General features: G+C 55.4%; 11 protein-coding genes. 2 read left to right on the top strand and 9 right to left on the bottom strand.

Features of this window, described 5'->3' with window-relative positions:
* Nucleotides 1-29: 29 nt before the first annotated feature.
* The 9 genes from GSQ62_RS18055 to GSQ62_RS18015 all read right to left on the bottom strand — a co-directional run bounded on the left by GSQ62_RS18055 (nucleotide 30) and on the right by GSQ62_RS18015 (nucleotide 9686).
* Nucleotides 30-800, bottom strand: coding sequence for an outer membrane beta-barrel protein (locus GSQ62_RS18055; protein WP_161890800.1), 771 nt, complete (start codon nucleotides 798-800; stop codon nucleotides 30-32).
* 334 nt (nucleotides 801-1134) lie between these two features.
* On the bottom strand, nucleotides 1135-1635 hold the full coding sequence (locus GSQ62_RS18050; protein ID WP_161890799.1) for a hypothetical protein: 501 nt from the start codon (nucleotides 1633-1635) through the stop codon (nucleotides 1135-1137).
* A 56-nt stretch (nucleotides 1636-1691) separates the two neighbouring features.
* On the bottom strand, nucleotides 1692-2606 hold the full coding sequence (locus tag GSQ62_RS18045) for a M28 family peptidase (RefSeq protein ID WP_161890798.1): 915 nt from the start codon (nucleotides 2604-2606) through the stop codon (nucleotides 1692-1694).
* A gap of 47 nt (nucleotides 2607-2653) precedes the next feature.
* On the bottom strand, nucleotides 2654-3244 hold the full coding sequence (locus GSQ62_RS18040) for a hypothetical protein (protein ID WP_161890797.1): 591 nt from the start codon (nucleotides 3242-3244) through the stop codon (nucleotides 2654-2656).
* Between the two features lie 278 nt (nucleotides 3245-3522).
* On the bottom strand, nucleotides 3523-4425 hold the full coding sequence (locus GSQ62_RS18035) for a M48 family metalloprotease (RefSeq protein ID WP_237586777.1): 903 nt from the start codon (nucleotides 4423-4425) through the stop codon (nucleotides 3523-3525).
* A 129-nt stretch (nucleotides 4426-4554) separates the two neighbouring features.
* Nucleotides 4555-5145 (bottom strand): hypothetical protein, encoded by a 591-nt coding sequence (locus GSQ62_RS18030; protein ID WP_161890796.1) that lies wholly within the window; start codon nucleotides 5143-5145, stop codon nucleotides 4555-4557.
* Nucleotides 5146-5672: 527 nt separating this feature from the next.
* Nucleotides 5673-6833 (bottom strand): PQQ-dependent sugar dehydrogenase, encoded by a 1161-nt coding sequence (locus GSQ62_RS18025; protein ID WP_161890795.1) that lies wholly within the window; start codon nucleotides 6831-6833, stop codon nucleotides 5673-5675.
* A 271-nt stretch (nucleotides 6834-7104) separates the two neighbouring features.
* Nucleotides 7105-7290 carry a hypothetical protein gene (locus GSQ62_RS18020; protein ID WP_161890794.1) on the bottom strand — a complete coding sequence of 62 codons (186 nt, stop codon included), beginning with the start codon at nucleotides 7288-7290 and terminating at the stop codon, nucleotides 7105-7107.
* A 137-nt stretch (nucleotides 7291-7427) separates the two neighbouring features.
* On the bottom strand, nucleotides 7428-9686 hold the full coding sequence (locus GSQ62_RS18015; RefSeq protein ID WP_161890793.1) for a Tex family protein: 2259 nt from the start codon (nucleotides 9684-9686) through the stop codon (nucleotides 7428-7430).
* Between the two features lie 726 nt (nucleotides 9687-10412).
* Between GSQ62_RS18015 and GSQ62_RS18010 the strand changes: the two genes are divergently transcribed.
* Nucleotides 10413-11798, top strand: a complete 1386-nt coding sequence (locus tag GSQ62_RS18010) for a neutral/alkaline non-lysosomal ceramidase N-terminal domain-containing protein (protein ID WP_237586775.1) — start codon at nucleotides 10413-10415, stop codon at nucleotides 11796-11798.
* A gap of 491 nt (nucleotides 11799-12289) precedes the next feature.
* Complete coding sequence (locus GSQ62_RS18005) at nucleotides 12290-12523, top strand: hypothetical protein (protein ID WP_237586771.1); 234 nt, start codon at nucleotides 12290-12292, stop codon at nucleotides 12521-12523.
* Nucleotides 12524-12710: the final 187 nt, after the last annotated feature.

Below are 12710 nucleotides of genomic sequence, written 5' to 3'. Positions count from 1 at the left end.
TTTCCTCTACGGTACCGCGCCGTCTAAGGCTATTTGCGGGAGTACTTGCGGGAAAAGATTTTGTTCTCGATGGGAGGCGTGTACAGGAGCTTGACAGCCGCAATGCCATAATGGTCTTTGGTGGCCGCAGGATGCAGCTCCGGACCAATGTTGTCCAGATAGTCGGTGGAGGTGAGGTGGTACGTTACCTCGGTGGCGATGCTGAATTCGTCGTTCAGCCTGAACCGGAGCCCGGCTCCCATTGGAATAACGAGGGCAATGCCGGGATAATTTCGTGCCGGGTAGTAGGTGGTCTGGGAATCGTGCAGCTCTCCCTGGCCCGGATACGAAGTTGGTGTGTAGTAAACGAAGCCTGCGCCCACCCGCACATAGGGCACTATGAAGCGCTTGCGCAGCGAACGATAGCCGAAGCCGCCGGCGTAGCTGTCCAACAGGTTAAGGACCGCTGTTCCGGTTACGCCAATCACTTCTGACTGGAATGAAATGTCGAGCGGCCGTTTCGCACTCTCTTCCGTCGCGCTTAAGCGGGCGTACTCTATCTGCCCGCTGAGGCCGATGCGGGAAGTCACTTTATAAAGCGCCCCCACGCTCACGCTCGGTCCGAAGTCGCTGCAGCTGGGGCTGCCGCAGATGCTGCTCTTCGCGGCCGATACGCCCGCGCCCACTATTACCACGATGCCGCTCTCGGTTGTTTTGCTGGTGCTGTTCTTCCCGCCGAACAATTGTTGCGCGGCAGCGGAGCCGAGGTTAAGGAGAATCAGGCAAAGAATCAGGAGAGAAGGGTAAAATTTCCTGTTCATAGGGCTGGCAGGTTTGAATTTCGCGTTAAATCCCGGATATGGTTTGTCCCTTCGAAGTCTGCCATATATAGCGCCGGATGTTTCGCGCGGCCTGCGCTCATGCAGGACAAACTGTGGATTTTCCCTGTCTACGTCTGAACGAGTATAAAGATGGAGAAAAAACGATTATTTCATCTTTATATCTGAATAGGCTAATGTTTAGCTGCAAATCCAGAGGTACTATACCTGTCATATAACGAAACAGCAGCTATATGGAAGTATAGCTGCTGCATTAGCTTGTATAAAAGTTGAGCGAGGCGTAGCTGATTCTTATATCTTGTTGGCTGATAAATCCTTAGTAGCTTTCAAGAAATTCGTCCAGAATGTCTTCATCATCAAAGTTCAATACAGCTTCAGCTACTTTTATTTGTCCTTTTGATGCCGCAATTGCAGATAAAGCAGCTGCCGTGAACTCCAAGTCCCATTTCCTGTTTTTTGTAGTTTCTACCAGTTCCGATATCTCATTCAGAGAATTCAGGTAAGCTTCTTCGTATTCTTTAGGTATTTGAGGATTTTTCTTGTGCCTTTGAATTTCGATTACAGCTATCAGCCCAAGTAAACTTGAATTGACTCTTTTCTTTACTTTAGCTATCCTTATCAGGTGCGGAACAGCGAAATAGGAAGCTAAGCCGACATCACCCTGATGGTGCAATTCTTCCCAAAGCTCTTTAAATATATTATCAACTTCATGAGAGTAGTCCGTCTCTTCCAGTTTCTTTAATGCAATGGAAGCGTCATAAGGTGTATTATATCCGCCTTTGAGTTCTTTCCATTTAGGGTCGTTCAACTGAATCATTCCTTTATTTATTATACCTGATAATCTGGACTATATGTGTGACGATACTTTTCTCCCTACTCCTTCATTTCCAATACCGCTGCGTTTGCGTCCATGCGCTGGATAAAGTCCAGCACCAGCGCCGCCGCATCGGGGTAAAAGGTCTTGTTCACCTGGGCGTAATCGTCGGTGGGCTGGTGGTAGTGCGGATGGTCCTCCACCCCGAAGTAGATATAGGGGATACCGCGCCTGTGGAACGGGTAATGGTCTGACTGGGCTGTCCAGTCGTCGTGGCCCTGCTCCGGAAGGTCGTGGCCGAGCACCAGTTTGGCGTGGGGCAAGGGTTTTACCTGCCCGAGGTAGGGCTTTAGTTGTGGGTTGTGGTGGGCGCCGCTGGCATATAGCTCGCCTTTGTCGTTGATGCTGAGCATGTCCATGTTCACGTTCAGCAGGATGTGCTGCAGCGGCACGGGCGGGTTTTCGAGGAAGGCTTTTGCCCCCTGCAGCCCCAGTTCCTCGCCGTCGAGGGCCGCAAAAATGAGCGTGTGCGTTGGCTTGTGCTGCGCAAAATAGGCCGCGGCGGCCAGCAGGGCACTCACGCCGGAGGCATTGTCGTCGGCGCCGTTATATATCTGTCCGTCGCGCTGCCCCACGTGGTCGTAGTGCGCCGTCACTACAATGGCCTTTTCGGAGCTGCCGGGTATATAGCCTACCAGGTTCGTTGCCTGCTCCACCGTCAGCCGCTTCGACTCAATGCGGAAATGCTGTTTGTAACTTTCCCCAAATGGTTTCAGCCCAACCTGCCGGAAGCGCTTCAGGAGATAGGCCTGCGCTTTTTTACTGCCCTCGCTCCCGCTCTGCCGCCCCTGCATCGCGTCGGCCGACAGCACTTCCACGTCTTTCAGCAGTTGCTCCCTGTCCAGCGTGGGGCGCTGGGCCATCCCCAAAAGGGGCAGGGCCAGCAGTAAACACAAAGTGAGTATCTTCTTCATGGGGCACGACTTTATATATAACACTCAAAAGACAGCTATGCCGTCGGCTATTTGTTGTCTGTGACGGTGATGAAGGAGGGTATCTCGAGCGGGCCGACGGAGGTGAGAATGGTGGGCTTTATCTGCAGCTTGATGTCCGGCTTGGTTGAGGCGCTGTCCTGGTTCAGGAGCGTGGCCAGTTGCAGCAGCGTGCTCATGTCGGGGCGGCCGTTCACCTCTGTCAGTTTCAGGGGCGAACGGACGGTGATAACGTTCAGGCCGTTCTTCAACTCCACCGGCTCGTCCACTATGCCGCTCACCGCCTGCTGGTCGTCTACCAAAAGCTGCCACTTCAGCTGGCTCACCGTCATGGTGCGTTCCTCCTGCCCCTCGCCCAGGGCCACATCAAGGCCGATGGTGGAGACAGCGCTGAGGTTATTATCGGAGAAAGCCGAGAACAGCTTCGCCACATCGCTGAACGACATGTCCTGCGCCGTCTTGATTTTCAGGAGATTCACCCCGTTCAGTTCCACCTTGTCCACGCTTTGCAGCTTATAATCGGCCTCCTTGAAAGCCTCTACATCACTCGTCTTCTTACACGCAAAGCTGAGCAGCAGCAGGGCCAGCACCAGCGTATAATTTCCAATCTTTCTGATCATATCGTTTTAAGTAAAAGGACACAAGTATCAAGACACAAGACTTATCATGCTATATATTGCTGACTTTCAGGTGCCTTATATAGGGTGATCTTATAGATAATACAAATTAGTTCTGTCCGAGTACTTACATACTCTAGCTATTTTATTATCTCCCAAAAGCCAGACACAAGAGCCCGACAGAATAAGCGGGCAATATATCAAAAGATGGGCATATAGCCAGAAGCCACATCCTGTAACGGACATGGCTTCCGGGTATTTAAGTTATAATGGCTTTATGTTCAGGACAGGTAGCCTACCTCCTGCCCCCGTTCGTTCACGAGGTAGCCTTCGGCGGTCACAAACACCGTGTCCAGGTACTCGCTCTCGAAATAGAAGGGATAGTCCGGGTTGTTCGTTTTCGCCAGCCTGCCGATCACCTGCACGCCGTTCGCTGTCATCCGCACCAGGTTGTAGCGGGTGGTCAGGTAAAACTGCTGTTCGGGAGCCTCGTTGAAGTTTACCCGCGTCAGCACGCTGCGGCTGTCCAGGGCTACGCGCTGCGCTGTGGCGGCCGGGCGCTGCCGGGCGGGGCGCGATTCGGTTACGATGCCGCGGTTGTCGGGCTGGGGCGCGTTTGCGCTGGCCAGCAGCTGTTCGTTGGCGGTTTGCCATCCCCTGCTGATGGCGGCCAGGCGATAACGCTTGCCGGGGTGCGTCCGGGAAGTCTCCTCCTCCGAGAGCAGCTCGATGGCCGCCTGGGCCTCTGCCTTGCTGGCGCCCATCTTGCGGAGCACAAAGCCCGAGAACTCGTCCGCCTCCAGCTCATCCTCCGGGTTGCTGCCGCTGCGGCTCAGCGTGTGGCCGTTCAGGTGATGCCCGATCTCGTGCGCCAGAATGCTCACGCCGCCCCAGTCGGTGTGTACGGCGTTGTTGATGGCGGCCAGGAAGCGTTCGTTGTACAGGATGTAGCGCTTGCCGCCGTACACTACGGCGGCGGCGTTTTCGATGTCGGCGGGCTGCAGCTCAAAGCGCGGCTTCAGTCCGATCACGTTGATGATTTCCTGCACAATGTCGCGGGCCCCCACCGCCGTCGCCGTGGCTCCCGGCCCGTCGGGTGCAGGCGCGGCTGCGGTGGCAACCTGGCCCAGCAAAGGTGCGAAGGCCAGCAAAAGCAGGAAGGTTAGTTTTTTCAGGTACAACATGTTCAGAAGAGGTTTTTGTATGTCCGGTAAAGCTCAAACGACGGCGCGGCAACCAGTAGTACACCAGTTGTTAGCGGCAAGTTGCTTAGTTGCAAATATGTTGCCAGAAAAAGGGATGCGGCTGCTATCCTAACTGTTTGCGGGCTCTGCCACGGTGATGTACTCAGGCAATTCCACCTCCCCCAGCGGCGTCTGCACCGTGGGCTTTATCTGGATGGTGAGCCGCTGGCGCAGGTCTTTTTTCCGGGAGATGAGCGTCATGAGCTTGGAGAGCCCCTCGTAGTTGCGCATGCCTTCCGGCTCCGACATCAGCACGGACGTTTGGATGGGGAGCTCGTTCAGCCCCACGCGCAAATTGATCGTGTCCTGCACCACGCCCTGCAGCGTCTCCTCGCCGTCTACCAGCAGTTGCCACTTCATCTCCGTGATCGTCATCTGCCGGTCTGCTTCCGGCTCGGGCATCTGCACCTGCAACAGCAGGGTGGTGCTGGCTTGCAGGGTGTTGTTTGAGATGGAGGCCAGCAGGCTGTCGCCCTCGCTGGTGGTGAAGTCGTAGGGGCTGCGCTTCTGCATCACATCCACGCCGTTCAGCTCGAGGTGGTGCATTTCCTGCAGGCTGTATGTGGCTTCGGTAAAGGCTTTCAGGTCGCTGGCCTGCTTGCACCCGCTCACCAGGGCGAGGCCCAGTAACAGGCTATATATAAATGCTAATCTCCTCATCTTTTTCGCTTAAAACCTGAAGGAAAGCAAATGGCGCACCAGTGTTGTTTGGCAAGTGCCCGTAGCCAGTATTTACCTATACATTGCCAGAATATGCTTGTCTGCATAGCGGTTCTTCTCTATGCTTACGTTGGACATCGCTGAACATGGCATCGCTGCACCTTCTTTAAGCGGGGCTTCACTAATTTTTAAATCACAGGTCGATTTGCTTTCAATGTTGAAGCATAACCCATTCCCAGTGCCGCCAACTTCAGAGAATCCCCATATATAAGCATGCACGGGGATTAGGAGATTCGCTCAAGACAAAGTTCCTGATCAAGAAATTCGAAACAGCACTACGCTTTTCCTGAAGCTGACGTCACGAAGGCTGAATGGGAGCTAAAGCATCAAATAACAATCGGTTATATATAGCAACCTGGTTTCATAAACGCGCAGGCGGCTCCTGCTCTCACAGAAGCCGCCTGTATTCTAATGCGCGATGCCAGACTCCGCACCGCATGGTTGCCGGCACGCGACTTGGCCTGGATCTAATTCGCTTTTCGGTGCAAGCGCAGCAGTTTGCCCTCGCCGTAGTTCAGCAGGAGCAACTCCTGGTTCCTGTCTTCGCCGAAGGCGGAGACGGGGAAGCCGGTGGTGAGCAGCAGCGTATTGGCGGTCTTTTTGCCATCCTCGTTTACGCTGAGCGCCCACACCTTGCCACTGGCATAATCGGCATATATATACTTGCCCTGCAGTTCGGGTATGGCCTTGCCCCGGTACACAAAGCCGCCGGTGATGGAGACGCCGTCGTCGTGGGTGTACTCGTGTACGGGCAGAATCAGGCCCGTTGTGTCGCAGTTGGCGGAGGGTTTGAAGCAGTCGGAGGCCTCCATGATGCGCCAGCCGTAGTTGCCGCCGCTCACGATGATGTCTACCTCCTCAATCTTGTTCTGCCCCACATCGGCGGCCCACAGGCGGCCCGTCTCCTCGTCAAACGAGATTCTCCAGGGGTTGCGGAGGCCGTAGGCGTATATCTCCTCGCGGAAGCCTTTGGTGTTGCTGGCGTAAGGGTTGTCGGGCGGGATGCCGTATTTGCGGTTGCCGGATGCGGTGTTCAAGTCGATGCGGAGGATTTTGCCCAGCAGCGTTGTCCGGTCCTGGCCGTTGTTCTGCGGGTCGCCGCCACTGCCGCCGTCGCCCACGGCGATATATAAATAGCCATCAGGGCCAAAAACCACCTTGCCCCCATTGTGGTTGCGGTAAGGCTGGTCGTAGGTGAGCAGGATCGTTTCGCTCTTAGGGTCCGCCTGCCCCTTGCCATCTGTCGGAGCTTTGAACCGGGAGATTCGGGTCTGCAGTGGGTCGTCGGTGGTGTAGTTGACATAGAAATAGCCGTTCTTCTGGAAGTCGGGGTGAAAGGCGAGGCCCAGCAGGCCCATCTCGCCGCCTGCCGCCACCCGGTCAGAGATGTCGAGAAACAGCATGGGCTTTGCATTGGCTGCGTTATCCTCCGGGAGCCAGAAGATCTTTCCCTCCTGATCCACCACATACAGGCGGCCCTGCCCGGCGTTCACCGAAACGGCCTCCACCGGGTCGTTGATCTCCACGCCGGGATAGGCATCTTTCAGTTCATATTGTGCATCGGCCGTCCCGGAACAGCCGAGCAACAGCGCTATAAACAGCAGGCAGCTTAATTTTTGCAATCGCATATAGAAGCGTTTCATTTTCAGGTTAGAAGTATCTAAACTCATACGGCGCTCTAACTGCAATGGCTGCGCGAAAACGCAATGCGGTTAAACTTTTGAAGGATGGATGCCTGATGCGGAAAGAGTGCGTACGGCAGTTCCTTCACATGCTTATATTACGCCTTCTCATCGCAGGGACGGTTTATCAGTCATCGTGTTATTACGCGGGTTCATATATAAACCGCCTAGCCTGCGTAACAGAGACTTATACTAATATCAAATGAGTTTAGCATATCTATCCAACCACCCCTGCCCCTCCTTGTCCAAGGAGGGGAGCTTTTCTTACTACTGCTTCTTCATTCATCATGGCAAACGCCTGCTTATATATGGGTATATATGATGGGTTGATTTCGATAGCTATATATTCAACTATAGTCTTTAAAGTTATAGGAAGTAGCAGCAGACTCCCCTCCTTTGACAAGGAGGGGCAGGGGTGGTTGGAGTATAGTTGCACAGCGAGTATGCGTATGCATAAAACCCAAATGCCAATAGTATTATATATGAAGAAGGCCCTGCACGTCAACCATGCAGGGCCTTCTTCATATAGGGACTTCTCGTTTACTTGAACATGCCCTTCAGTTTGGCAAGCTTGGCCTGGAAATCATCCAGCGGCTCCTCCTCTTTTTTGGCACCGCTTTTTTTGTTGGCACCGCCGCCACCGGCAGGCCGGGTGGCCGTTGGGTCGCTTTTCATGCTGAGGGAGATGCGCTTGCGGGCCTCGTCCACTTCCATCACCGTCACCTCCACTTTCTGCCCTACTTTCACCACGTCATGCGGGTTGCTCACGAAGCGGTCGGAGAGGTGGCTCACGTGAACCAGGCCGTCCTGGTGTACGCCAATGTCCACGAAGGCGCCGAAGGCGGTGATGTTGGTCACGATGCCCGGCAGCTTCATGCCCGCCCGCAGGTCTTTCACCTCGTTCACGCCTTCCGTGAAACTGAAGGCCTCGTAGGTCTCGCGCGGGTCGCGGCCGGGTTTTGACAGCTCGCTCACGATGTCCTGCAGCGTGGGCAGCCCCACTTTATCGGTTACGTAATTTTTCAGGTTGATTTTCTTGCGCAGCTCATCGATCTTGATCAGGTCCTGCACCGTGACGCCCAGGTCTTTGGCCATCTGCTCCACAATCGGGTAGCTTTCCGGGTGTACGGCAGAGGCATCGAGCGGATTCTTCGCATCGCGGATGCGGAGGAAGCCTGCCGCCTGCTCAAAGGCTTTGTCGCCTAAACGGGCTACTTTTTTCAGTTCCGTACGGGTTTTGAAAGGGCCGTTCTGGTTGCGGTACTCCACGATGTTCTGCGCCAGCGCCGGTCCGAGGCCGGAAACGTAGGTCAGCAGTTGCTTGCTGGCGGTGTTCACTTCCACGCCCACGGCGTTCACGCAGCTCATCACCACGTCATCCAGCGAGTGCTTCAGCGCCGATTGGTCCACGTCGTGCTGGTACTGGCCCACGCCAATGGATTTCGGGTCGATTTTCACCAGTTCGGCCAGCGGGTCCATCAGGCGGCGGCCGATGGACACCGCGCCGCGCACGGTCACGTCCTGGTCCGGGAACTCTTCGCGGGCAACGTCAGAGGCAGAGTAGATGGAAGCGCCGCTTTCATTCACCATCACCACCTGCACGGATTTCGGCAGATTCAGGCCTTTTACAAACGCCTCTGTCTCGCGGCTGGCCGTTCCGTTGCCGATGGCCAGGGCTTCCACTTCATATCTGTCTACCAGGTACTTCACGTTCTGCGCGGCATCCAGCGCTTTGCCCTGGCCGGTGTGCGGGTAGATGGTGTCGTTGTGCAGCAGCTTGCCCTGCTTGTCCAGCACCACCAGTTTGCAGCCGGTCCGGAAGCCGGGGTCTAAGGCCAGCACCGTTTTCTGTCCGAGCGGCGAAGAGAGCAGCAACTGGCGCAGGTTGTCGGCAAACACGCGGATGGCTTCCTCGTCGGCCCGCTTTTTGGAACTCAGGCGCACTTCTGTTTCCATGCTCAGCTTCAGCAGGCGCTTGTAGCATTCCTTCGCCGCCATACGCACCTGCTCGGAGGCGGCGTTGTGGCCTTTCACGAACATATCCTCCAGCTTCGCCAGGGCCGCTTCCTCTTCGGGCTGCGCGCTCAGCATCAGCACCATTTCTGTTTCGCCGCGGCGCATGGCCAGTATCCGGTGCGACGGCGCTTTCTCAATTGGCTCCTCCCACTCAAAGTAATCCTTGAACTTCTGGCCTTCTTCCTCCTTGCCCATCATCACGCGGCTCTTGAACACGCCCTTCTTTTCGAAAAGCTGGCGCATGGCAGCTCTCGCCTCGGCATTCTCGTTCATCCACTCGGCCATGATGTCGCGTGCTCCGGCCAAGGCCTCCTCGGCGTCCTTTACCTCTTTCTCCTCGGATATATAATTGGCGGCCTCGGTTTTTACATCGAAGTTCTCCTGCTCAAACAAGCGCTGCGCCAGCGGCTCCAGTCCTTTTTCGCGGGCGATGGTGGCACGGGTGCGGCGCTTTGGCTTGTAAGGCAGGTAGATGTCCTCCAGCCGGGCCATGTTTTCGGCAGCCATGATCTGCGCCTCCAGCTCCGGCGTCAGCTTCTCCTGGTCGCGGATGGATTTGAGGATGCTCTCGCGGCGCTTGTCGAGTTCGCGCAGCTGCTCCATCCTGTCGCGGATGGCGGCAATCTGCACTTCGTCGAGCGAGCCGGTGGCCTCTTTGCGGTAACGGGAAAGGAAAGGCACCGTCGCTCCCTCGTCGAGCAGGGCGGCCGTGGCCTCTACCTGCTTGATGGTGATGGAAAGCTCGGTGGCGATTTTTAAAAGGTGGTCAAGGTTTTGTTCCATATAGAATGCTGATACTGAAGACGGTTGTATGATGAGCGGGATGTAGGCTGCTGTGCCCGTGCAAAGGAATTATATATGGCCGCCCCGCCCTGCCGCCTGGTTTTAAAGTTTTGCCTGGGTTATCGAAACGCCAAATTTAAGGTATATTGCCTTAAGTAGCGTGAAGTCTGCAATTATTCTGCCTTCTCTTCTTTCTTCAGCATATCCCTGCGGGCCCTACAACTCTTAAGTTCTATAGCTGGCATTGGTGCTCTCGGGCCGAGAGGCCTCGTTTTCCCTCTCAGCGCTGTGTAAGTGAAGTTGCCCTCGCTCCGCTACGGGCTGCCTCTCTGCGTTCGGCACCACATCACTTACAAGGCGCCTCAAGGAAAAACTGGAAACAGTTTCGCTTCGAGCCGTTGGGCAGACGCTCACTTATGATATAGCCCTTCAAATGGTAGTATGAAGCTGTTTAGCGTTTTCGGTTTTAGTGTCAACACCTGCCGTTGTTGGTGTTTTCACCGACAACTGTACTTTCACCAACAGATTCTTGCTGGTGAGAACACGCAGCAAGGGCATCATGCATCGATTTATTGAAAACGCTAAACAGCTTCCATATGATTCTATTTCCTGGCCTACGTTGTAAAGAAAGAGTAACCCCATGGATGCGACCATTGTGAATTTCCACGACATCTGGAAACACGGCTCCTTATTTGCTGTTAAGCTGTAGCTTTGCCGAATCATCATTTGTTACACACGCTGAAAACTGTCCCTGAGAAAAAGCCTGTCTCGCGCTGGTACTGGCTACTATTGCTGCTCTTGCTGCCCGCCTGCGTGGTGCAGCGCATCGACCGCAGGCCTTACGAGCAAAGCGAATACTATGAAGCAACCCTCCAAAACCTGGAAAGCCACCCGGCCACCGTTACCACCGCCGACACGCTGCAGGTGGGCTGGGCGAAGGTGAACATCACGCCCCCGGCCCCCACGCCGCTGGCGGGCTACGGCAAGCGGCTGGGCATGGAATACGAGCAGGTGCATGACTCGGCCTGGGTGCGCACGTTCGCTTTCGACAACGGGCAGACGGAGGCGTATTACGTGGCGCTGGATATGCTGATTACGCCCATGCTGGTGCTGCAGGAACTGGAGAAATGCTACCCGGCACTGGGCCTGAAACCGGAGCAGGTCTACCTCTCGGCCACCCACAGCCACACCAGCTTTGGTGGCTGGGGCCGCAAGCCGGGTATCAAAATCATGTCTGGCAAGTACGATGAGGAACTTGTGCAACAGCTGGCGCAGCAGATTGTGGAGAGCATCCAGCTGGCCAGGCAAAACCTCGAACCCACCAAAGTCGGCTACGGCAGCGCCAATGCCGCCAGCCTCGTCAAAAACCGCCTCACCGAATCGCGCGAGGACCGGGACACGGAGCTGCGCTTTATCCGGTTCGAGCGGCCGGACGGCACGGCGGCGGTGCTTTCTTTTTTCTCGGCCCACCCCACCATCCTGCCCTCCATGCAGCCCATCCTCTCCCGCGACTACCCCGGCGTGCTGGTGGACGAACTGGAAGAACGGATGGATTTCGCGGCTTTCTCGGCGGGAGCCGTGGGCAGCCACAGCGCCGTTTATTTTGATGGCGCTACGTTTGCGAGCACAGCGGAAGTGGGCGAGCGCCTGGCTACGATCCTACGCCGCGAGCTGCACGAAGTGAAAACCGATTATGTGTATACACTCGGCTACAACCGCGTGCCGCTGCTGCTGCCGGAGCCGCAGTGGCGCCTCAGCACAAACCTCCGGCTGGCCCCTTTTCTCTTCAATTGGGTGTTCGGGAAGCATCCCGCCTACGTCACCAGCCTGCAAATAGGAGATATTGTGCTGCTGGGCGCTCCGGCTGATTATTCGGGGGAGTTTATGGATGAGTTGGAGCATACCGCCGCACAGGAGGACCTGGAGGTGGTGGCTACCAGTTTCAACGGCGGCTATGTCGGCTACATCACCCCGGAAGAGCATTACGACCTGGACGAGTACGAGACGCGAAGCATGAGTTTTTTTGGCCCCGAGAGCGGCTCGTACCTCACCCATATCCTGCGGTTGCTGCTAGCCCAGCACGACAAACCGCAGGCGGCAGGGGTGCGCTGAAATGATAGTACTTACGCAACTGTGAGCAAGTCCCCCTTTGAAGGGGGCAGGGGGATGAGAGGCGGCCGGACGTACCTCAGCTGCTCTGGCTTGATGACAAAGTCGTTGTAATTACACCCCTCACGTGATTGTTCGCAGGTGTCATCATCCCCCTCACCCCCTTCAAAGGGGGACAAAAATAGTCTCGCGGCAGCGCTGAGCTACTTCCTGAAGGTAAAATGAGTGCAATCGGGTCCACCGCCAGCATGTAAACATGTGCGTCCGCACGGGGTATATAGCCTCCGCGCAAAAGCCTGTCGCAGCCAATGCAATTATACAGGGGGCATCTAACAGACTGTATTTTTCATAAAATGCAACGGCAAATCCTATATACTCTGTATTATACCATCTCCTTCTTTACATAGTGCTAAACATTCGCTTCTGATTTCGGTTTATATAAAGCAGAGCTGCTTCTTTGGCAGCTGCATTGGATACAATTAACAGAAAATGACATGGAACTGACGACAATCGATATACCGAACCTGATCTTTATGGCCATCATCGGCGTGTATATGCTGCTGCTTGCGTTTATCCTGACCTGGGTGTACAACGATGCCGAGCAGCGCGGCCTCAACGGCTGGGTGATTACCGGCCTGACCTTCTTTTCCGGCACTGTTTTCGGGACGCTGGCCTGGCTCCTGCTCCGGCCGAAGATGAAGCCGCAGCCGATTCCGGTGAGAAGCTAAACGCTTTATATATAATCTGTCAAGGGTAAGGCAGGCTTTGGGATGGCACTTCATCCTGAAGCCTGCTTTGTTGTTTTTGCCTACCAACCCTGTAAATCCTGGGGGTAGGGTCCCTCGAGAAGATCCAGACAAACCCTCCGGCCATATATAGCCCTGCCTTCCCCAACCGATAGCCGGGTCTCCCGCG

Origin of the sequence: Pontibacter russatus (assembly GCF_009931655.1) — a bacterium.
GTDB classification, from domain to species: domain Bacteria; phylum Bacteroidota; class Bacteroidia; order Cytophagales; family Hymenobacteraceae; genus Pontibacter; species Pontibacter russatus.
The sequence above is the reverse complement of the archived record's forward strand: the minus strand, read 5'-3'. Positions and strand labels throughout refer to the sequence as shown.

Bases quoted from the DNA above. Each gene is read 5' to 3' on its own strand.
- GSQ62_RS18040 (WP_161890797.1), bottom strand. From the start codon at position 3,244: ATGATCAGAAAGATTGGAAATTATACGCTGGTGCTGGCCCTGCTGCTG.
- GSQ62_RS18035 (WP_237586777.1), bottom strand. From the start codon at position 4,425: ATGTTGTACCTGAAAAAACTAACCTTCCTGCTTTTGCTGGCCTTCGCA.
- GSQ62_RS18050 (WP_161890799.1), bottom strand. From the start codon at position 1,635: ATGATTCAGTTGAACGACCCTAAATGGAAAGAACTCAAAGGCGGATAT.
- GSQ62_RS18005 (WP_237586771.1), top strand. From the start codon at position 12,290: ATGGAACTGACGACAATCGATATACCGAACCTGATCTTTATGGCCATC.
- GSQ62_RS18030 (WP_161890796.1), bottom strand. From the start codon at position 5,145: ATGAGGAGATTAGCATTTATATATAGCCTGTTACTGGGCCTCGCCCTG.
- GSQ62_RS18015 (WP_161890793.1), bottom strand. From the start codon at position 9,686: ATGGAACAAAACCTTGACCACCTTTTAAAAATCGCCACCGAGCTTTCC.
- GSQ62_RS18025 (WP_161890795.1), bottom strand. From the start codon at position 6,833: ATGCGATTGCAAAAATTAAGCTGCCTGCTGTTTATAGCGCTGTTGCTC.
- GSQ62_RS18045 (WP_161890798.1), bottom strand. From the start codon at position 2,606: ATGAAGAAGATACTCACTTTGTGTTTACTGCTGGCCCTGCCCCTTTTG.
- GSQ62_RS18055 (WP_161890800.1), bottom strand. From the start codon at position 800: ATGAACAGGAAATTTTACCCTTCTCTCCTGATTCTTTGCCTGATTCTC.